Genomic DNA, 20,385 nt, shown 5'->3' on the forward strand with positions numbered 1-20,385 from the left:
AAATTCTGAGAAGGAGATCGAGCCATGAAAAGCCAAGACACCCTTGCGATGCTGCGTGCCGAGCTGGATCGCATCGACGTGGAATTCCTTGCCTCGCTGGGCGCACGGGTCGCCGTGTGCCGCAGCATCGCCCACTACAAGCGTGACCACGGCGTGCCGATGATGCAGCCGCACCGCATCGGCGTGGTGCAGCAGCGCGCAGCCCGGTTCGCCGCGGCCACCGGCCTCGATCCGGAGTTCATGAAGCGGTTCTACGACCTGATCATCGCCGAAACCTGCCGCATCGAGGACCTGATCATCGACGCCGACCTCGACGGGAGCGCGGCCTGATGCGCGTCCTACTCGTCGACAACTACGACTCCTTCACCTACAACCTCTACCAACTGATCGGCGAAGTCTCCGGCCAGCCGCCGACCGTCGTCCGCAACGACACTCCCTGGGCCGAACTGCGATTCGACCAGTTCGACGCCGCCGTGATCTCACCCGGCCCCGGCCGGCCCGACCGTGACCGCGACTTCGGCGTCAGCGCCCGCGTGATCCTCGACAGCGGGCTGCCCGTGCTCGGTGTCTGCCTCGGCCACCAGGGCCTGTGCCACCTCTTCGGCGGCGAGGTCGTCAACGCGCCCGAACCCATGCACGGACGCATCTCCGATGTACGCCACACCGGCGTCGACCTCTTCGCCGGCATCCCCTCGCCGTTCGAAGTCGTGCGCTACCACTCGCTGGCCGTCACCTCACTTCCCGAGGACCTCGAGGAACTGGCATGGACCGCCGACGGCGTCGTGATGGGCGTTCGGCACCGCCGGCTCCCGTTGTGGGGCTTGCAGTTCCACCCGGAATCGATCAGCAGCACCTACGGCCACGAACTTCTGGCCAACTTCCTCACCCTCGCCGCAGACCACTCGGCGTCCGCCGCCACCCCCACGGCGGACGCCGAGTCCCCCCGCTACGAGCTGCACGTGCAGCACGTCGACGCCCACCCCGAGGCGCTGGCCGCTTACAGCTCGCTGTTCGCCAATGGCCGGCAGGGCTTTTGGCTGGACAGCAGCTCGGTGATCGACGGGTTGTCCCGCTTCTCGATCATGGGCAACGGCGAAGGCCCACTCGCCGAGCAGGTCACCTATCACGTCGCCGACCGGGAGGTCGTGGTCCGCCGAGCCGATGGCACCACCGAACGAATTCGCCAGCAGTTCTTCGACTATCTCGACGATCAGCTGCGTTCCCGTGAGGTGCCGGCACCGGCGGGACTGCCCTTCGAGTTCAACCTGGGCTATATCGGCTATCTGGGCTACGAGCTGAAGGCCGAGACCGGGGGCGTCGCAGCGCATCAGTCCGACACCCCCGACGCCGCGCTGCTGTTCGCCGACCGCGCACTGGTGCTCGATCACGCAACGCGCACCAGTTATCTTCTGGCCCTGTCCCTCTCGGGAGACGCCGACCAGGCGCGGGCGTGGTTGTCCTCCACCGCGGAAGCACTGCACACTCTTCCCGCCGCTCCGCGCGATCCGGCCGCGCGGCTGCCACTGTCCGGCCCGGCCATGACCGACCCCGACATCGGCATGAACGTCGAGCTCCGGCACGACAAGACCGCCTATCTCAAGCGGATCGACGAGTGCTTCGACGAGATCAACGCCGGCGAGTCCTACGAGATCTGCATGACCAACATGGTCACCGTCCACACGCAGATCGACGTGCTGCCCACGTTCGCGCATCTACGCCGGGTGAGCCCCGTCCCGTTCGGAGCGCTGCTGGACTTCGGCGACGTGGCCGTGCTCAGCGCATCACCCGAGCGGTTCCTGTCCATCGACCTCAACGGCGCCGTCGAGGCCAAGCCGATCAAGGGCACCCGCCCCAGGGGTGCCGATGCCGCCGAGGACCGCGCCTTTGTCCAAGAGCTGCAAGACAACCCGAAGGACCGCGCCGAGAACCTGATGATCGTCGACCTGCTCCGCAACGACCTCAACACGGTCTGCTCGGTGGGATCGGTCCACGTGCCGACGCTGTTCGACGTCGAAACCTACGCGGCGGTGCACCAGCTGGTCTCCACGATCCGCGGCACGCTGGCCCCCGGCCGTTCGGCGGTCGACTGCATCCGCGCCGCCTTTCCCGGCGGGTCGATGACCGGTGCCCCCAAGGTCCGCACGATGGAGATCATCGACCGGCTGGAGCAGGGCCCCCGCGGTGTGTATTCCGGTGCGCTCGGCTGGTTTTCGCTCTCCGGGGCGAGCGACCTGTCGATCGTGATCCGCACCCTGGTGGTCGACTCCGGACGGGTGAGCTTCGGCGTCGGCGGCGCGATCGTCGCCCTCTCCGACCCCGACGGCGAATTCGACGAGACCGTCGTCAAGTCCCGCGCCATGATGACCGCCCTGGCCGCAAGTCAGGAGGACCCGCAGTGACCGGGACCATCGGACGCGTCGTCGTCGCCGGCGGCTCCGGCGCGGTGGGAGCGCTGTTCGCCGAGCACCTTCAGGAATCCGGCAACGACGTCGTCATCGTCGACCGCAACGTGCCCGGACCCACCCACCGAGTCAGCCGCTTCGTGCGCGGCGACATCACCGATCCCGGCGCCGGCGTGGCCGACGTCGTCCGCACCGCCGACGCCGTCATGCTGTGCGTCCCCGAGCCCGCGGCGCTGGTCGCGATCGGCCGACTGACCGGAACGGTGCGCACCGACGCCCTCATCGTCGACACCTCGTCGGTGAAGTCGACGGTGGTCCCCGTCCTGCACGCCGCCGCCACGATCGCCGGCGACGCAGAAGCGCTCAGCCTCAACCCGATGTTCGCCCCCTCCCTCGGTTTCGCCGGCCACCCGGTGGCCTCGGTGATCGTGCGCGACGGCCGGCGCGGGCGAGCGCTGCACGACCTGATCGAAACGTGGGGTTCCCGCATGGTGACCGTGACCGCCGACCAGCATGATCGGCTCGCCGCCGCCGCCCAGGCCCTCACCCACGCCGCAGTGATCGCCTTCGGCGCCGCGCTGGCCGAACTGGACGTCGACATCGCCGATCTGGATCGGATCGCGCCGCCGCCGCACGCCGCGCTGCTCGCCCTCCTGGCGCGCATCACATCCGGTGCACCCGAGGTGTATTGGGACGTCCAGGCGGCCAACCCCCACGCCCCGGCAGCTCGCCGCGCCTTGTCGCGCGGAGTGTCCGAGCTGTCCGGCGTCGTCGATGACGACGACCCCGCCGCATTCGGCGACCTGCTCGACCGCCTTCGCGGGGTGCTCGGCCCCCTGCAAGGCGCCTACCGCGAGCGCAGCGCACACGCGTTGCGCGCCATGACCACCGACCTCACCAAGGAGACCACGACATGACCGAACTGATGAGCCGCCCCAACTGGGTCGCGTCCCGAGTCAGCAAGACCTCCGACTCGCTCGACCGGGCCTTCGCCGAAGGCCTGACCGGGCACGTCATCACCGCACGGGACGGCAAGCAGGTCACGCTGGCCGACGGCAGCGACGCCGTCGAATTCGTGTCGTGCTCCTACCTCGGGCTGGAATCGCACCCGGATCTGATCGCCGCGGCGACCGAGGCGATGAGCCGCTTCGGCCTGCACTTCTCCACCTCGCGTAACCGGGGACGTCCGCCGTATCTCGCCGAGCTGGAAGACCTGCTGTCCGTGATGTACGGGGGCGCCAAGGTGGCGGCCTTCACCTCGGTCAGTAACGTTCACCTCGGCGTGCTGCCGCTGCTCGGCGCCGGTGCGCTGCCCAGCTATCCGGTCTCCGAGGCCGGTGTCTCGTTCCTGGTCGAGAAGACCGCGCACGCCTCCATCCAGGTGATCCGCGGTGTGCTCGAGCAGATCGGCCCGACCCGGCGCTTCGACATGACCGACCCGGCCGCACTGCCCAAGGCGGTCCGCGAGATCGCCGCCACCGGCCGCACGCCGATCGTGCTGGTCGACGGGGTCGGCTCGATGGGCGGCCTGATCGACGTGGCGGGGATGCACGCGATCCTCGAACCGTTCGGCGGCCACCTGTATGTCGATGACGCCCATGGGGTTTCGATCGAAGGGCGACTCGGCGCGGGCTACGCGTTCGAGGCTCTCGGCGGCACGCTGCCGGAGAATGTCATGCTGGCCGGGTCGCTGTCCAAGGCGTTCGGCGGGGCGGGCGGGTTCGTGGTCGTGCCGAGTGAGGACGACATGCGGGTGCTGCGAAAGTTCGCCAACCCATTGGTGTTCGGGCACTCGATCATGGTGCCGATGCTCGCGGCCAACGTCGCCGCTGCCTGGTTGCACGTCGACGGCCAAGCCGCCGACCTGCAGCAGCAGCTGTGGCGCAACGCCGCCGAGTTCGACCGCCTGACCGCTGGAACGCTCGTCAACGCCGGGCTGCACTCGCCGGTCCGCGGCGCCGTCTTCGACACCGAGGACAAGGCGTTCGCCGCGGCCCGCCGGTTGAAGCAGGCCGGCGTGCTGGTCCTACCCGCCTTCTACCCCACCGTCGCGAAGGGCACCGGCCTGATGCGCTTCGCGGTGTCCGCCCTGCACCAACAGCACCACCTCGAGACCGCCGCCCGTGCCCTCGGGTTCTAGTCCACCCAATCACACTCGACAACAAGGAGTTTCACCGATGTCCACGTCCTTCGCCACCACCGCACTGCTGACGCCCGAACAGCGTTCCCACCTCGCGGCACTGCCCGAGCTCGGCGGCGGCAACCTGATCGCAACGGCCATGGCCGTACACCCCGATCCGCACATCCCGTTCATCCGCACCGGCCGGCCGGTGATCAACACCGCGAGCGAGGAGCAGACCGAGTTCACCCTCGCCCAGCTCGATGCGCTGGTCCAGAGCTGGTCGGTCTGGTACCACGAGCAGGGTGTGGGGCCGCGCGACCGGGTGGCCCTGTACATGGCGGACACCTTCGCCTACACGATCCACCTCAACGCTCTCGCCCAGCTGGGCGCCATCGGCGTGCTGATCAACAGCAAGGCATCGCCGGCGCTCGCCCTCGGATTGTGCGAGCGCACAACACCGGTGGGGATCTACACCGACCGGACACGGCTTGCTGCGATCAGCCACGGCGTCGGTTCGCTCGACGGCCTGCGCTGGGTCCAGCTCGCCGAGGACGTGCCCGCGCCGCCCGCGGCCACGCTGCCCGACGCCTGGCGTTTCAAGCACGCCGGCGAAGACCCGGTGTCGATCATGCATTCGTCGGGGACGACCGGAATCCCGAAGGCGGTCACCCAGACTCACGCGTCCAGCGTCGCCGGGCCGCGTTTCCGCCTGGAGAACTACATCGAGCCCGCCCACGAGCGGATGATGACCGCCCAGCCGCAGTCGCATCTCGGGTGCATCGTGTACACCGCGTACTCGATCCTCGCCGGCACCCCGCTGGTGTCGTTGTACGACCCGACCGGTGCGGAGCTGGCCGCAGCGGTGCACCTGCACCGCCCGAAGGGCGTCATGGCCTTCGCCCACGCCTACTCCGAGCTGGCTGCACTCGAAACAGTGCCCGGCACGGTCGATTCCGTCGACTACTGGGTGAACATGGGCGATGCCATCCACGGCGCTCACATCGACGCGATCCTGGCCAAGCGCAGCGCCGACCAGGAACCGTCGACCTTCTACGACCGCTTCGGCACGACCGAGCTCGGCTGGGGCCTGGTGGTTCAGCCCCGCACGCTGGCATCCGAGCGCTCGGACCGCCGCGTCGGCAAGCCCGATCCCGTCGCCGAGGTCGCGGTCCTGCGGCCCGACGGCAGCAAGGCCGCGGTCGGTGAGGTCGGCTTCTTCGGCGCCAGGGGCCCGTCGATCACCGCCGGGTACTGGAACGACTCCGACACCACCTACCGCTCGAAGCTCGGCGGCTACTGGCTGACCGGGGACTTCGTGTTCCAGGATTCCGACGGCAACATCTTCGTGGTCGACCGGACCAAGGACGCCATCGAAACTGCCCAGGGCACCGGCTATTCGGTACTCATGGAGGAGGTGCTGCTCAGCGAGATCAGCGCGATCACCGATTGCGCCGTCGTCGCCGGCCGTCACGGCGAGCGCGTGGTTCCGGTCGCCGTCATGATCACCGACGTGCCGCCCGCCGAGGCCGCACGGCTGCTGGCGCAGGCCAACGAGGTGCTGGCGAGCGCGGGCCATCCCCGCATCGCCGTCCTCGACATCGCCGTCAAGCCCGGGGACTTCCCGGTGGGCGTGACCGGCAAGGTGCTCAAACGCGAACTGCGGGAACGCTACAGCGATCTGTCGTTGTGCTCGCGCCCGTTCAACCGGGCGATCGCCGCGTTCATCACCGACCAGCCCGACAGCGCAGTCGCATGATCGGGACGTGGCTGAAAACCCTGGTCCCCGAGCCCGGTGCGCGTCGCCGCCTGGGCCTGGGCACCGGGATCTACAACATCGGCACCGGCATGTTCATGACGTCGTCGGTTCTGTATTTCACCGAGGGACTTGGGCTTTCGGTCACCGAGGTCGGCCTGTGGCTGGCCGTGGCCGGACTGATCGGCCTGTTCGCCGGCGTGCCGATGGGTCACCTGGCCGACCGCCGCGGCCCCCGCGGGGTGGCGGCGCTGAGCCTGGTGGTGCTCGCGGCGACGATGGTGGCCTACGTCTTCGTCACCCACATCTGGATGTTCGTCGTGGTGACGGTCGTCGAGATGCTCGCGACGGCAGCGTCGCGAGCATCGCGCGGCGGCCTGATCCGCCGGGTCGGCGGGGAAGGTGCGGCGGCCTACCGCTCCCAGCTGCGGGCCATCGAGAACGCCGGCGTGGGCATCGGCGCCGCCATCGGCGGACTGGCGCTGACCCTGCACACCCTGGCCGCCTATCAGGTGCTGTTCATCGCCAACGCCGCGACCTTCCTCGTCGGTGCGTTGGTGACCGCACTGCTCCCCTACTTCGAGCCGTTGCCTGCTCCGCCCGGCACACGGCCCGGGGTGGCGTTGCGCGACAAGCCGTTCATCGCGTACACGATTCTCAACGGGGTGATGAGCCTGCAGTACGCGGTCATCACGTTCGCCCTGCCGCTCTGGATCGCCACGGAAACCAACGCGCCGCGCTGGATGGTCGGCGCCGTGCTGCTCGTCAACACGATCGGGGTGGTGGCCCTGCAGGTCTGGGTTGGCAAGAAGGTCAACACCGTCCGCCAGGGTGCTGCGGCCATGCGTGTCGCGGGGCTGGTGTTCCTCGTCGCGTGCGGCGGTGTGGCGGTCTCATCCGGTCTGCCGGCGTGGGCCTCCGCCGCCGTCTTGCTGGCGGCGGTGGCTGTCCATTCGGTGGGCGAAATGTGCCATGCGGCAGCGGTGTTCGCGCTGAGCTTCGAGCTGGCGCCCGCGCACGCACAGAGCGAGTACGTGGGTCTGCAGGATATGGGCCTGGGCGCCGCGTTCGCGGTGGCGCCGGCGGTGCTCGGCTTCCTGTGCCTGGGGATCGGCCAGGTGGGCTGGCTGATGCTCGGCGGGATACTCACCGCCGCGGGCCTGGCGACCGTGCCGATCGTGCACTGGGCGATCCGCAGCCGGCCCTTCCCCGTCGAATCGGAGCGCGCAGTCGAACCGGCGACCGTGGTACTGGCGAGCGCCCCGTTCGCCGTCCGCCCGCCGGCCCGGTTGATGCCGCAGACGACGGTTCAGATTCAGCGCAATCTCGAAAGCGTTGTCCTCGACGATGCTTCGCGCTTCATCCTGGACCGGGATTGCGTCGTCGGACGCGACCCGCACGGTTGCGATGCGGTGCGGCGGGGACTGCGGCCCATCCGGATCGACGCCCGCTCCAACGGAATGTCGCGGGCGCACTTGGAGATTCGCAGCATCGGCGGCCGGGTGTACATCATCGACCGCGAGTCGAGAAACGGCGTTGCCATCCGGCCCGCCGGGAAGACGAAGTGGACCCGGATCACGCCGTGGAAGCCGATCGTCTGGCTGCCCGGAATGTCGGTGCGAATCGGCAGCCGGATCCTGCGGCTGGAAGCCAATACCCCGCAAGCCGTCATCGCCGGCCCGCCGTCGAGTTCACCGACCGTACGAATCCCCGTCGCGGCCGGCTCAGAAAGGAATGCATCATGAAACCCCGCGCCTTTATCCTCACCGGCTACTTGCCCGTCGTCTGCCGAGATTCCATTTACATCGAGGAACTGCGTCGGCGAGACCTCACGGTCCTGGTGCTCACCGGAGCCATTTCTCGCGCGTATGCGGCGGCCCACGGTGAGGATGGCGCCCACCCCGCCTCGATGATCGACGAGATCGCCTTCGTCGACGGGTCGGTCGCGAGCGAAGGCTCCTACCTTCCCGGGGTCATCGAGCACGCGGAACGCTGGCGCAACCAGTACGACGTCGTCGGGGTCTACGCCGTCGGGGAGACGCTGGTCGAGCCGACGGGCCTGATCGCCGACTTCTTCGGCCTGCCGTTCCCGGGGCTGCGGGCGGCGCGCGCCTGCCGCAACAAGTTCCTGCAGCGCTGGTATCTCCCCGATCTCAGCCCAGTCTCCGCGCTGATCCCGCCCGGGTCACGCGATGCCGACCGTGGGGCGGTCCCCTTCCCCGCGGTCGTCAAGCCGGCCACCCGGCACTCGAGCGAAGGCGTGCAGATGGTGCACGACCATGCCGAGTTGGCCGCGCAACTGGAGCAGTACCCGGCCGAGGAGACGATCCTCGTCGAGCAGATGATCACCGGGCAGGAGTACTCGGTGGAGAGCCTGACCCAGGACGGTAAGACGCTGTTCTCGTCGGTCACCCGCAAGGAGACCAATGACGTCGACTCGCAATACTTCGTCGAGATGGCTCACACCGTGCCCGCCCCGCGGGGCGACGCCTGGGATGCGGTGCAGCGGGCCAACATCGAGATGCTCGAGCGCCTCGGTGTCGAGAACGGCATCACGCACGCCGAGTGGCGCCTCGACGAGCACGGCGAGGCCCGCCTGATGGAAGTGGCCGCCCGCACGCCCGGCGACGGGATCATGGTCTTGTACCGGCTCGCGACGGGCTGGCGGATGGAGCCCGAGATCCTGCGGATCGCGCTCGGCGAGCCTGCCGACTATCCCGCGGCGCGGCGCTTCGCCCGTCAGGTGTACGTCGCGCACGAGCCCGGGACACTCGTCGGCGTCGATGTCGACTGGCCCGGCATCGAAGCCCGGTGGGTCGACGACGGCAATCCCTGGCCTGATCTGCCCGCACTGCCCGCTCATGCCCCAGCGGCGCTGCGCGCGGTGTTCGTCTACGAGGCCATCGGCACCGAGCTGGGCCCCATCCGTAGCTCCGACGACCGGGCGGTCACCTTCTTCATCGACGCCCCGACGCTCGCCGACCTGGACGAGATCGAGGCGCGCGTGCGTGCGGCCATCCGCATCCATTCAGAACCTAGCGCGAAGAATCTGGAGAATCCTCGCTCTGAGGTCTGAACGGATCGCTGTGGATGGAGGTACACCCGAATCTGCAGTCTCCACAACACTCTGGCTGATGCACCGCGTGTTCATCGGCACCGAAGCTGTCGCCGCGGGTGAGGTGACGAAGTACCAGCTTCGGGCGCATTACCAGCGGCTCTTCCCCGATGTGTATGCCGGTAGAGGCGTTCCCCTCTCCGTTGAGGACAAGGCATTCGCGGCGTTTCTCTGGTCGCGCCGGCGCGCAGTTGTGACCGGAGTAGCGGCCTCGGCGCTGTATGGGGCCAAATGGGTTGACGTACAAGCACCGATCGAACTGAACTACCCCAACAACAAGTCACCACATGGCATCGTCGCCCACGACGAGACTCTGCTCGACGACGAAGTGCGTACCACCCGGCGTGGGCTGGCGGTGACCACATTGCAGCGCACGGCATTCGACCTCGCCCGGCGCGGGAGCATCAGCCAGGCGGTGGCTCGCTTAGACGCGCTCGCCAACGCCGCACATTTCGCCATCGACGACGTACTGGACGTGACGGCGAACCACCCAGGGCTCGGCGGCGTCCGCAGGGTCCTAAGGTCCTCACTCTGATAGATGCCGGCGCGCTATCACCAATAGAGACCTGTTTGCGCCTGTTGCTGATGGACGCAGGCTTTCCCAGACCGCGCACCCAGATCCCGGTGCTCGGCGCCAACGGCCGCGCGCGCTACTTCCTCGACATGGGGTGGGAGGAGCTGATGATCGCCGTCGAGTACGACGGCGAACACCACCGCACCAGCCGCGACACCTACACCAACGACCTCACCCGCTCCGACTACATTCGCGACGCGGGGTGGTGGCACATCCGGGTGGTCGCCGGGCATCGACCCGCCGAGGTCATCGAGAAGACCCGGCGGGCATGGTCATTGCGTCAGATCGCGCCCTTGCCCCGAAGCTAGAAAAACCTATCCCCGCGCATGGAATTTTCTGGTCGCGTGGGCGATTACGCCAACGGCCCTGGTCAAAGAGCATTTGAGACATGACCACAGACACCTTGCTCGTCTTCGACGAGAGCATCACGCGCGCCGGCGTCGAGGGATGGATCCAGCACTTCGAAGCCGGCGGCTCCCCCGCCGAGTTGTACCGCCTCGGTGAGTCGCACGTCCTCTCGGCGTCCGATACCGAGCTCATCGACACCGCATATCTCCTAGATCTGCCCGCGCCGACGCACATGGTGGCACGCCACAACGAGGCTCCGCTGGGCCGCAAGGAGCTGCGCCCCAGCGGCACGCAGGTCTCGTTCGGTCCGACGACGATCGGCGACGGCTCCGTCGCGGTGATCGCCGGCCCGTGCGCGGTCGAATCGCGCGAGCAGACGCTGGCCACCGCGGCCGTCGTCGCCGCTGAAGGCGCCGCCGGCCTACGGGGCGGTGTGTTCAAACCCCGCACATCACCGCATTCGTTCCAGGGCCTGCAGTGGGACGGCCTCGACCTGCTGGCCGAGGCCCGCGAACTGACCGGCCTGCCCGTCGTCACCGAGGTGATCGACCCCGAGCACGTCAAGCGGCTGTCCGGAGTGGTCGACGCCTTGCAGATCGGCGCGCGCAACATGCAGAACTTCGCGCTGCTGACCGCCGCAGGCCAGAGCGGCCTGCCGGTGGTGCTCAAGCGCGGCTTCGGCTGCACGGTGGAAGAGACGCTGGCCGCCGCCGAATACCTGTTGCTTGAGGGTAATGACCAGGTTGTGTTGTGCGAGCGCGGAATTCGCACCTTCGAGCCGTCAGCGCGGTTCACCCTCGACCTCACCGCGGTCGCGCTGTGGAAGCAGCGCACCCACCTGCCGGTCATGGTGGACCCCAGCCATTCCGGTGGCCACCCCGATCTGGTGGCACCGCTGTCACTGGCCGCGATCGCGGCCGGCGCTGACGCGCTGATCATCGACGTCCACGTCGCGCCGGAGCAGGCCCTGTGCGACGGCAAGCAGGCACTGCTGCCTTACGAATTCGCCGACGTGATGGCCCGGCTCACTCCCGTGGCCGCCGCACTCGGCCGCACCATGAGCGGAGCACCAGGTGTTCACTAAGCAACTGCACACGGCGATCGTCGGCCTCGGCCCGCGTGGCCTGTCGGTCGCCGAACGCCTGTGCGCCAATGCGGATTCGCTTCTGGCGCACGGCCAGGAACTCGTCATCCACCTGATCGACCCGCATGTGTTCGACGGCGGCCAGGTGTGGCGAAGCACGCAGGACCGGGTGCTGCTGATGAACACCGTCGCCTGCCAGGTAACGGTGTTCGTCGACGACACCGTGGACTGCGACGGGCCGGTCGTGGCGGGGCCGAGCCTCTACGAATGGGCCCGTTCGATCGCGTTGGTCGGAGCCCCGAGTGTCCCGGAAGCCGTTCGGGCCGAGGCGCTTACGCTCGGGCCGGATGACTATCCGTCGCGGCCGTTCTACGGCAGCTACCTGCAGTGGGCACGTGACCGCATCATCTGGAGCGCGCTCCCGGCCGTCAGCTTCGTGTCCCACCAGGCCATGGCGGTCGACGTTCGTGACGCACCGGATGGCTTGCAGGAGGTGGTGTTACACACCGGCGAGATCATCAAGAGCCTGCAGTCCGTGGTGCTCGCTCTCGGTCACCAGCCCCACCACCTCGGCGAGACCGAGACAGCTCTGCGTGAGTACGCGCTGCGCCACGACGTCCGCTACATCCCGCCGAACAATCCGGCCGACGTGATGCTGGACGCCATCCCGGCGGGCGAGCCGGTGATCCTGCGAGGGATGGGCCTTAACTTCTTCGACTACATGGCGCTGTTCACCATCGGCCGCGGCGGTACCTTCGTGCGCAGTGCGGACGACACCCTCACCTACGTTGCATCCGGCCGGGAGCCGCACCTGGTGGTGGGGTCGCGACGCGGCGTGCCCTACCACGCCCGCGGCAAGAACCAGAAGGGATCATTCGGCCGCCACACGGCCCGCTACGTGACCCCCGAGGTGATCGAGCGGTTGCGGGCCCGCGCCGACGCCGGTGCGCCGGTGGATTTTCGCCGCGACATCTGGCCGCTGATCGACCAGGAAGTCCGCACGTTGTACTACGCGACTCTGGTGCGGGAGCGTCGATGTGTCTGCGACGCAGACGAATTCACCACATTGTTCGCTACCGCGGAGCCGGCATTGGTGCCGATCTTCGGTGACCCACTGGCCGTCGAGGAGAGCGAAGCCCAGCGCACCGTGCTCGCCAAGTTCGACATCGATCCCGAAAATCGTTGGGATTGGCGCCACATCGCGAGGCCGTACACCGACGCCGACGTGTCCTCGACGACGCAGTTCCGCGGCTGGCTGCGACGCTACCTCGACGACGAAGTCCGCGAGGCCGACAAGGGTAACGTGACCGGCCCCCGCAAGGCCGCCATGGATGTCCTGCGCGACCTGCGCAACGAGATCCGCTTGCTGGTGGATCACGGTGGCCTGTCCGGGGATTCGTACCGCGACGAGCTGCAGCGCTGGTATATGCCGCTGAACGCGTTCCTGTCGATCGGGCCGCCCGCCGAACGCATCGAGCAGTTCTGCGCCCTGATGGACGCCGGCGTGCTCGAGGTTCTCGGCCCGGACATGCACGTCGACTGCGACAACGGCGAATTCGTCGCGCACTCCGGCATCTGCCCGGACCTCACCGTGCGGGCAGCGACGCTGATCGAGGCGCGGCTGCCGGAAACGGACCTGCACCGCACCGCCGATCCGCTGCTGCGCACGCTGCTCGAGAGAGGCGAGTGCCGGCCGCACCGCATTCCCATCCGCGGCGGCGGGCACTGGGTCTCCGGTGGTGTCGCGGTCACCCGGCGTCCCTACCACCTGCTCGACGCGCACGATCGTGCCCATCCACGGCGGTTCGCGTTCGGTGTGCCCACCGAGTCGGTGCATTGGGTGACGGCGGCGGGCATCCGGCCCGGCGTCAACTCCGTGATACTCGGTGACGCGGACGCCATCGCCCGGTCCACCCTGCGCATGGCGACCGACCACCTGACGGAGCGATCAGCATGACCGACTACGGAATCCTGGCCCCCGCATGGGCGGCAACAGGAGCGGCCGAGCTGGTGGACGACGACGCCGTGCTGCGCGCCATGCTCGCGACCGAAGTCGCACTGGCCGAAGCACAGGCCGAATTGGGCGTGATCCCGGCGGGCGCGGCGGTGGCCATCAGAGCCGCCGCCGTGCCTGCGCACATCGATCCCGCAGCGGTGGCTGCCGGGGTCCGCGAGACGGCAAACCCCGTCGTCGCGTTCGTCGAGCAGCTCACCCACGCGGTTCGGACCGTCGACCCATCGGCCGCCGAATACGTACACCGCGGCAGCACCAGCCAGGACATCCTGGACACCGCCCTGGCCCTGCTGTGCGCGGCGACGCTGGACCGCATCGTCGACGACCTGCTGACGTGTGCGGACGCCCTGGCCGGACTCGCCGAAAAACACCGGGATACCCCGATGGCCGGACGCACGCTGACCCAGCACGCCGTACCCGTCACCTTCGGGTTGAAGGCCGCGACCTGGCTGCATCTGGTGATCGACGCCGCGCAGCGGGTGCTGCAGGCCCGTACGACACTCCCGGTCTCCATCGGCGGCGCCGCGGGCACGCTTGCGGCGTATCACGCATACGGCCACGAGACGACCGAGGCGACGTTGCGTCTACCGGCGTTGGTGGCCAGTCACCTCGGGCTGGCCGAACCCGTGCTGCCCTGGCACCAGATCCGCACCCCCCTGGCCGACGTCGCCGCGAGCCTGATGATCACCACCGGCGCACTCGGCAAGCTGGCCGCCGACATCCTGGTCTTGAGCCGCACCGAGATCGGCGAAGTCACCGAGGAGCAGGCACCTGGCCGGGGCGCGTCCTCGGCCATGCCGCAGAAGCACAACCCCGTCTTCGCGACCCTCGTCGCGACCGCGGCCCGCCAGCTCCCGCCGATCGCCACGGTGCTGTTCAGTTCGATGGCATCCGAGGACGAACGGTCCTCCGGCGGGTGGCATGCCGAGTGGCAGCCGCTGCGGGAGTGCCTGCGCATCGCCGCCGGCGCGGCCGCCAACGCGGTGCGCCTGACCGACACGCTTCAGGTGGTCCCCGAGCAGATGGCCGCGAACCTGCGAATGACCCGCGGCGCCATCGTCGCCGAACGCGTCAACGCGGTGCTGGCGCCCTTGCTCGGCAAGGGCAACGCCAAACGCTTACTGGCCCAGGTCACTGCCTCCGCCGAGCGGACCGGCGCCGAAGTCGCCGACCTGCTCGCCGAAGCCCTGCAGGAGGCCGGCGTGACCGCCCCCGACATGACAGGACTGTTCGATCCGGCCGGCTACACCGGGATCTCGGGCCCGCTGGTCGACCGCGCGCTCAAACACTTCAAGGAGAGTTCGCATGAATAGGATTGCCGCGCTTGCCACACCGGGCTTCGGCGACGTCTTCACCGATCACATGGTGACCATGCGATGGACGGCACAGGAGGGTTGGCACGAGCCTGAGGTCGGCCCGCTCACCCCGATCGCGATGCACCCGGCCACCATGGCGTTGCACTACGGGCAGACGATCTTCGAAGGGATGAAAGCGTTTTGGCGCGCCGGCGGCCAGCGCGCAGTGTTCCGGCCGGCTGATCACGCCCGCCGGTTCAACAACTCGGCACGCCGCATGGCCATGCCCACCTTGCCCGTCGCCGACTTCGTCGCAGCGGTCGAGACGCTGGTACGACTTGACGCGGCCTGGGTTCCCCGCACCCGTGGACACAATTTGTACCTGCGGCCGTTCATGATTGCGGCCGAGACCGGCCTGGGCAACCGCCCCGCCGAGGAGTACCTGTTCATCGTGATCGCGACACCGTTACGGCCGGCGTCCACCGCAGAGCCGAAACCGTTGCGGCTGTGGATCGCCACCGACCACGTCCGCGCGGCACAGGGCGGTACCGGGGAAGCCAAGTGCGGCGGCAACTACGGCGGGACCTACGTGGCGCAGCGACGTGCCGCGGCCAACGACTGCGACGACGTCGTCTGGCTCGACGCCGCCGAGCGCAGCTACGTCGAGGAAGCCGGCAGTTCCAACCTGTTCTTCGTGGAATCGACATTGGACGGCCCCTGCCTGCGCACCCCGCCCCTGAGCGGAACTCTGCTGCCGGGCATCACCCGCGACTCGGTCCTGCAGCTGGCGCTGTCGCTGGGCTATCCGGTCTCCACGGAACCGCTCACGGTCGACGAATGGGAGCAGAGCTGCGCCGACGGGCGCATCACCGAGACGTTCGTCTCGGGCACCTTCCGGTCGATCGTGCCGGTCGGGCACGTGGCCTCGGCTCAACGGGAGTGGCAGGTCGGCGACGGCGTCGCGGGCCCCGTCACCTCGCGGTTGCGTGAGGCCATGCTGGACATTCACTACGGCGACGCTCCGGACGAGTTCGGCTGGATGCAGCTCGTCGACGCCGACGAATAAGCTGTCGACATGCCTTCCCACCTGGAAGTCTGGAAACCCTCCGGACGGCAGCTGATCCCACTCGGCACCGAGCGAGTGACGGTCGGCAAGTCCTCGTCCAATGTGGTGTCACTCGACCACGACTCAACGGTCTCGCGTCTGCACGCCGTATTGGAGAACCACGGATACGCATGGTCCATCCGGGATGTGGGCAGCCGCAATGGCACCTACATCAACGGGGAGAAGATCTCTGCCGAGCGCGTCCTGCGCTCAGGCGACGAGTTGCGGATCGGCAAGTCCAAGTTGGTCTTCTGGGAAGTGCGGGGCACCGACGAGGCCACCGTCGGTGAAGCGACGGTGGCCGTCGCCCCGGCGCAGCCGCCGCCACGCCTGACCCGGCGCGAACTCGAGGTCCTCGTCGTGCTGTGCCGCCCGCTGGTGTCCGGTGATCCCTTCCCGGAGGCGGTCTCGGTCAAACAGATGGCCCAGGAGCTGTTCGTCACCGAGGCCGCGATCAAACAGCACCTGCAGAACCTCTACGACAAATTCGGGATCCCACCGGAAGGCGAGCGCCGGGTACGGCTTGCCAATGAGGCCATTAGGCGTGGCGCTATCACACTGAACATGTTGCGCGACAATGGTTCTGCCGAAAGCTAGGCACTAGGAGAAGTCCAGCGCCTCGACCGTCGCGACCGCCCCTTCGTGCGTCGGACGGTTCGCACCGCCGATCGCGTACACGGTGTTGCCCACCGCGGCGACCACTTCACCGTGCCGGGCGGTCGGCATCGGCGGCAGCGCAATCCACTTACCCTCGGCGATGTCGTACATCTCCGCGGTGGTCAGCACCTGGGTCGGCTCCTCACCACCGAGGGCGACGATCCGGCCATCGATGAATGCAGCGCCGTAGCTACCGCGCGGAGTCGGCATGTCCACCAGCTTGGTCCACTGCCCGGACTGCGGATCGAAACGCTCGAATGCCGCCGAGTTCTTGTCTGCCGAGAGGAACCGGCCGCCGATCGCGTACACGTAGGTCCCGTCCGACACCGCGGCCAGATGTTCGCGCGGCGTCGGCAAGTCGGCCGCGTCCTTCCAGGACTGGCCGTCGAACACCTCGGTCTGCGCGACCAGTTGCTTGGCGTTCTGCCCACCGGTGACCACCAGCTTGTCGCCGACGACCGCTGCCGCGGATGCCGCCCGGGCGTGGGTGAGGCTGGGTAGCTCCACCCACGTACTGCCCCGCAGCGCATAGACCTTGTTCGACGCGTTCGCGAGTTCGTCGCTGGCGCCGCCGATGACGACCATTTCGCCGCGGTACGTCGTGGCGGTGGCGTGGTGCAGCGGGACCGGCAGCGGCGGTTGGGCCTGCCACGCCCGGGTCTGCGGGTCGTAGCTCTGGACCAGCTGCAGGGTGTCGCCGTGAGTCATCCCGCCGGCGATGTAGATCTTGTCGTCGAGCACCGTCCACGCCATCATCAGCCGCGGCGTCGGCGCATCCGGCAGCGCGCGCCAGGCCGACGCGGGCTGAAGCTTTCGCGGCGCCAGCTTCAGCGTCTCCGCCGTCGACGTCACCTGGTTGTTCCCGGGGTCGGTCGCCCCGCCGATCACGTAGACCGACTTCTCCACCGCGGCAACGGCCATGCCGTGGCGCGGCGTACCCATGTCCGGCAGACCGGCCCAGCTCTTCGCCGAGAGATCCATCACCGAAACGGTCTTGAGCACTTGCCCTCTGGAGAGCCCTCCGACGGCGACCAGCCGAGCATCGGCGATCGCGACGCCGAGGTCGCTGCGCGGTTCGGACAGGGCGGGCAACGACGTCCAGGAATCGGCGCCGGGGTCGTAGGCCTCGACCGTCGGAAGGTCTGTGGTCCCGTCGCTGCCACCGACGGTGTACATCAGTCGGTCATCCGCCGCGGCGCCGAACATCTTTCGCGGCGTTGGCATTTGGGCACCGAGCTTCCAGGTGGTGCCGTCGAAGACTTCGGTGGTGTTGAGGAGCTTGCCGTTGGCGTCGACGCCGCCGGTGACCACGATGCGGCCCCCGATCACCGCGGCGGCGGCCGCCGCGCGGGGCTGCAACAGGGGCGGCAGTTCCACCCAGCGGCTGTTGACGACCCGCCACACCTTGTCGGTCGCGACCTGGGTGTTGGCGCCGTCGGCCCGCCAGCCGCCCAGCACGCACGGGGTGCCCTGCCAGGTCACCGCCATCGCGTGCTGAACCGGAACCGGGAGCTCGTCGCCGCCCTTCCAGCTGTCGATCGCCGGGTCGTAACCCTCGTGGCGTCCGCTGACGCTGCCGTCGCTTTCCAGCCCGCCGAAGATCCAGATGGTGCCGTCGGCCTGAGTGGTCGCCGTCGCCTCGCGGGCGACGCGCGCGTTGGTGATCGGCTTCCAGCCGGCCTGCACCTCGGTGGTCGGCTGGCTCGCGACGGTCGTGGTGCCCGAGCCGCCGCCGGCGCCCTTGTCGGGTGCGGACACGAAGTAGATGACGCCGGCCACCAACAGCAGCGCCACGATCGCCGCGGCCCCGATCAACAGCAGGGATCGGCGATCCTGCGTCTTCTTCTTGATGATGCTGGTCGGCCCGTCGGACTGCGGGGACGGCGGTCCGAACCCGCCCGGGGGAATGGGGCCGGGCGGAATCGGCGAGATCGGCCCACCCGGAATCGGCGAGACCGGCCCGGTCAGGCTGGGCGAAACCGGCGGCGGAGGCGGGGGCGCCGCCGGCGGAGCGCCCATGAAGGACGCCGCTTCGGACATGTCGGTCTGCGTCGCGAACTGGATCGCCGCGGTCTCGGGCTGGGCTGAAGGACCGGCGGCCTCGCTGAGGACCATCTGATCGACGATCAACCCGTTGTGACGCTGCGCCGACTGCAGTTCGCGGCCGAACTCGGCCGCCGTAGGGTGCCGTTCGGCCGGATCGAGCGACATCGCCTTCTCGATGGCGGCACACACGTCGGCCGGGATTCCCTGCGGACGCATGTCAGGCACGGGCGTCGAGCTGATCCGCAGGTAGTGCGCGACGAGATCCTCGCCGTCCTTGCGCTCGTGCGCGGCGGCGCCGGCGATCAGGGCGTAGATCGTGGCGCCGAGCGAATACACGTCGGACACGGCGGTCGGTGGGTTTCCGGACAGCACTTCGGGCGCGGTGAAGGCGATGGTCCCGGTGAAGAAGCCGGTCGCGGTTTCGTATCCGCCGACGATCCGGGCGATGCCGAAATCGCTCAATTGCGGTTCGCCGTAGTCGTTGACGAGCACGTTCCCGGGCTTGATGTCACGGTGCAACGTGCCGGTCCGGTGCGCGGTCTCCAATGCACCGCACAGCTTGATCGCCATCCGCAGGGCGTCCGGCCAGGCGATCCGGCCGACCCGATGCAGCCGCTGGGCCAGCGACCCGGCCTCGTGATAGGGCATCACGATGTAGGGCCGGTTGGTGTCGGTGACGCCGACCTGCAGGATGTTCTCGATGTTCGGGTGGCCGGAGAGCTTGCCCATCGCCAGGCCCTCACGCAGGAAGCGCTCGCGGTTGTCCTGGTCGAGATCGGACATCAGCACCTTGATGGCGACGATGCGCGCGAGCGAGGTCTGGTGGCAGCGGTAGACGATGCCCGCGCCGCCGCGGCCGACTTCCACTGCGTCCAGGAAGCCCGCGGCTACCAGCTCGGCAGCAATCCCCTCAGCCGGGGGCTTTCCGCCCTCCACACGTTCTCCGGCCATATCGCCGATGGTCCTCCGATGTGATGCGTCAGATTCGCGATCTACAAAAGTACTGAGCGCGAACTCGCCGACGTCGAATGTGGTGTTAGCCGCCGCCTGCACATCCAGTCGCCCCCGGGAAGCTCGCAGTTACATAGTGGACTGGGTTACGGCATTGCTCCAGAGTTTGGGCCGGGCAATGTTGGCGCGGGAAGGTCCCCCGATTACGCGAGACACGTTCTCGGGGTGCCGACGGTTCAATCTTTGCCCGAACCACGGGCGTGCACAGTTGTTCGGCCCGCCACCACTCCCCTGGTGACGGGCCGAAGGTTGACTGTGCTGGGTTAGCGGATGGCAGCCGCGCGCGGCAGGTCGATGAGCACTCCGATCTTCGAGGGGTTGTTGGGCTTGACCGTGCCGCCAGTGCTGGCCGGCGCGGTGGTGATGACGATCTTTCCGCCGCGGCAGCTCACGATCTTGCCGTCGACGAAGACGTCCTGGCCGTCGTCGATCGGGACGTCGTAGCCGTCCTTGTCGGTGTAGGTGCAGCCACCGCCACCCCCGGTGTTGTCGATTGGCTGTGCGTGGGCGACGGCCGGGGCCAAGGCGACGAAGGCCAGGGCGCCGATCACGGTCGCTGCGTATTTGAATCCGGTCATTGTGGGTTCCTTCTCGGTTGGTTTCGCTGTTGCTTGTTGAGAAGAAATGCTCCCGATTTCGCGGTTCCGCCGTAATCGCCCCGAAGCGAGACTTACTCGTGCGATAGGAAAGAAATTCCTATCCGCCAGGTAAGGGTCAATATCGAGCGCTAGCTGTACTGACCACGGACGTTGGTGACGGCGTGGCGTGGTGACATGACGAAGACCTCCGAGTGAAGTGCGAGCTGTCTAGGAAAGCACTCACACACCGGAGGTCTTCGTGTCCCACCGTAATGCCCCAT

General features: G+C 68.3%; 14 protein-coding genes and 1 pseudogene. 13 read left to right on the top strand and 2 right to left on the bottom strand.

The genetic code is table 11. The annotated features are described in order from the left end of the window. The first annotated feature begins 24 nt into the window (after window positions 1-24). From HPC46_RS27150 to HPC46_RS27210, 13 genes and pseudogenes are all read left to right on the top strand, one after another. Window positions 25-330 carry a chorismate mutase family protein gene (locus HPC46_RS27150; RefSeq protein WP_179475287.1) on the top strand — a complete coding sequence of 102 codons (306 nt, stop codon included), beginning with the start codon at window positions 25-27 and terminating at the stop codon, window positions 328-330. Further along, window positions 330-2,399: an aminodeoxychorismate synthase component I gene (pabB, locus tag HPC46_RS27155; protein WP_179475288.1), complete on the top strand. Its 2,070-nt coding sequence runs from the start codon at window positions 330-332 to the stop codon at window positions 2,397-2,399. The genes HPC46_RS27150 and pabB overlap by 1 nt, the downstream gene beginning before the upstream one ends. After that, window positions 2,396-3,319: a prephenate dehydrogenase/arogenate dehydrogenase family protein gene (locus HPC46_RS27160; RefSeq protein ID WP_179475289.1), complete on the top strand. Its 924-nt coding sequence runs from the start codon at window positions 2,396-2,398 to the stop codon at window positions 3,317-3,319. Before pabB ends, HPC46_RS27160 begins: the two co-directional genes overlap by 4 nt. Continuing rightward, complete coding sequence (locus HPC46_RS27165; RefSeq protein WP_179475290.1) at window positions 3,316-4,542, top strand: aminotransferase class I/II-fold pyridoxal phosphate-dependent enzyme; 1,227 nt, start codon at window positions 3,316-3,318, stop codon at window positions 4,540-4,542. Before HPC46_RS27160 ends, HPC46_RS27165 begins: the two co-directional genes overlap by 4 nt. A gap of 37 nt (window positions 4,543-4,579) precedes the next feature. After that, a complete protein-coding gene (locus HPC46_RS27170) occupies window positions 4,580-6,280 on the top strand; it encodes a class I adenylate-forming enzyme family protein (protein WP_179475291.1) in 1,701 nt (566 codons plus the stop codon). After that, window positions 6,277-8,022: an MFS transporter gene (locus tag HPC46_RS27175; protein WP_179475292.1), complete on the top strand. Its 1,746-nt coding sequence runs from the start codon at window positions 6,277-6,279 to the stop codon at window positions 8,020-8,022. The genes HPC46_RS27170 and HPC46_RS27175 overlap by 4 nt, the downstream gene beginning before the upstream one ends. Then, on the top strand, window positions 8,019-9,353 hold the full coding sequence (locus HPC46_RS27180; protein WP_179475293.1) for an ATP-grasp domain-containing protein: 1,335 nt from the start codon (window positions 8,019-8,021) through the stop codon (window positions 9,351-9,353). Before HPC46_RS27175 ends, HPC46_RS27180 begins: the two co-directional genes overlap by 4 nt. A 58-nt stretch (window positions 9,354-9,411) precedes the next feature. Beyond that, a pseudogene (locus tag HPC46_RS27185) lies at window positions 9,412-10,274 on the top strand (hypothetical protein). A gap of 80 nt (window positions 10,275-10,354) precedes the next feature. Then, a complete protein-coding gene (aroF, locus tag HPC46_RS27190) occupies window positions 10,355-11,398 on the top strand; it encodes a 3-deoxy-7-phosphoheptulonate synthase (RefSeq protein ID WP_179475294.1) in 1,044 nt (347 codons plus the stop codon). Further along, window positions 11,388-13,355 carry an FAD/NAD(P)-binding protein gene (locus tag HPC46_RS27195; protein ID WP_179475295.1) on the top strand — a complete coding sequence of 656 codons (1,968 nt, stop codon included), beginning with the start codon at window positions 11,388-11,390 and terminating at the stop codon, window positions 13,353-13,355. Before aroF ends, HPC46_RS27195 begins: the two co-directional genes overlap by 11 nt. Then, window positions 13,352-14,725, top strand: a complete 1,374-nt coding sequence (locus HPC46_RS27200) for a lyase family protein (protein WP_179475296.1) — start codon at window positions 13,352-13,354, stop codon at window positions 14,723-14,725. The genes HPC46_RS27195 and HPC46_RS27200 overlap by 4 nt, the downstream gene beginning before the upstream one ends. Then, entirely contained in the window at window positions 14,718-15,773 is a 1,056-nt protein-coding gene (locus HPC46_RS27205; protein ID WP_179475297.1) for a branched-chain amino acid aminotransferase, read from the top strand. The genes HPC46_RS27200 and HPC46_RS27205 overlap by 8 nt, the downstream gene beginning before the upstream one ends. A gap of 9 nt (window positions 15,774-15,782) precedes the next feature. Further along, window positions 15,783-16,409: an FHA domain-containing protein gene (locus HPC46_RS27210; RefSeq protein ID WP_179475298.1), complete on the top strand. Its 627-nt coding sequence runs from the start codon at window positions 15,783-15,785 to the stop codon at window positions 16,407-16,409. A 3-nt stretch (window positions 16,410-16,412) separates the two neighbouring features. On the opposite strand, the gene HPC46_RS27215 is transcribed toward HPC46_RS27210, so the two are convergent. Further along, on the bottom strand, window positions 16,413-19,466 hold the full coding sequence (locus tag HPC46_RS27215; RefSeq protein ID WP_179475299.1) for a serine/threonine-protein kinase: 3,054 nt from the start codon (window positions 19,464-19,466) through the stop codon (window positions 16,413-16,415). 323 nt (window positions 19,467-19,789) lie between these two features. Beyond that, on the bottom strand, window positions 19,790-20,104 hold the full coding sequence (locus HPC46_RS27220) for a hypothetical protein (protein ID WP_179475300.1): 315 nt from the start codon (window positions 20,102-20,104) through the stop codon (window positions 19,790-19,792). Window positions 20,105-20,385 lie beyond the last annotated feature (281 nt).

Source organism: Mycolicibacterium vinylchloridicum, from assembly GCF_013404075.1.
GTDB classification, from domain to species: Bacteria; Actinomycetota; Actinomycetes; order Mycobacteriales; family Mycobacteriaceae; genus Mycobacterium; species Mycobacterium vinylchloridicum.

Bases quoted from the DNA above. Each gene is read 5' to 3' on its own strand.
- HPC46_RS27150 (WP_179475287.1), top strand. From the start codon at position 25: ATGAAAAGCCAAGACACCCTTGCGATGCTGCGTGCCGAGCTGGATCGC.
- pabB (WP_179475288.1), top strand. From the start codon at position 330: ATGCGCGTCCTACTCGTCGACAACTACGACTCCTTCACCTACAACCTC.
- HPC46_RS27165 (WP_179475290.1), top strand. From the start codon at position 3,316: ATGACCGAACTGATGAGCCGCCCCAACTGGGTCGCGTCCCGAGTCAGC.
- HPC46_RS27170 (WP_179475291.1), top strand. From the start codon at position 4,580: ATGTCCACGTCCTTCGCCACCACCGCACTGCTGACGCCCGAACAGCGT.
- HPC46_RS27175 (WP_179475292.1), top strand. From the start codon at position 6,277: ATGATCGGGACGTGGCTGAAAACCCTGGTCCCCGAGCCCGGTGCGCGT.
- HPC46_RS27180 (WP_179475293.1), top strand. From the start codon at position 8,019: ATGAAACCCCGCGCCTTTATCCTCACCGGCTACTTGCCCGTCGTCTGC.
- aroF (WP_179475294.1), top strand. From the start codon at position 10,355: ATGACCACAGACACCTTGCTCGTCTTCGACGAGAGCATCACGCGCGCC.
- HPC46_RS27200 (WP_179475296.1), top strand. From the start codon at position 13,352: ATGACCGACTACGGAATCCTGGCCCCCGCATGGGCGGCAACAGGAGCG.
- HPC46_RS27205 (WP_179475297.1), top strand. From the start codon at position 14,718: ATGAATAGGATTGCCGCGCTTGCCACACCGGGCTTCGGCGACGTCTTC.
- HPC46_RS27210 (WP_179475298.1), top strand. From the start codon at position 15,783: ATGCCTTCCCACCTGGAAGTCTGGAAACCCTCCGGACGGCAGCTGATC.
- HPC46_RS27215 (WP_179475299.1), bottom strand. From the start codon at position 19,466: ATGGCCGGAGAACGTGTGGAGGGCGGAAAGCCCCCGGCTGAGGGGATT.
- HPC46_RS27220 (WP_179475300.1), bottom strand. From the start codon at position 20,104: ATGACCGGATTCAAATACGCAGCGACCGTGATCGGCGCCCTGGCCTTC.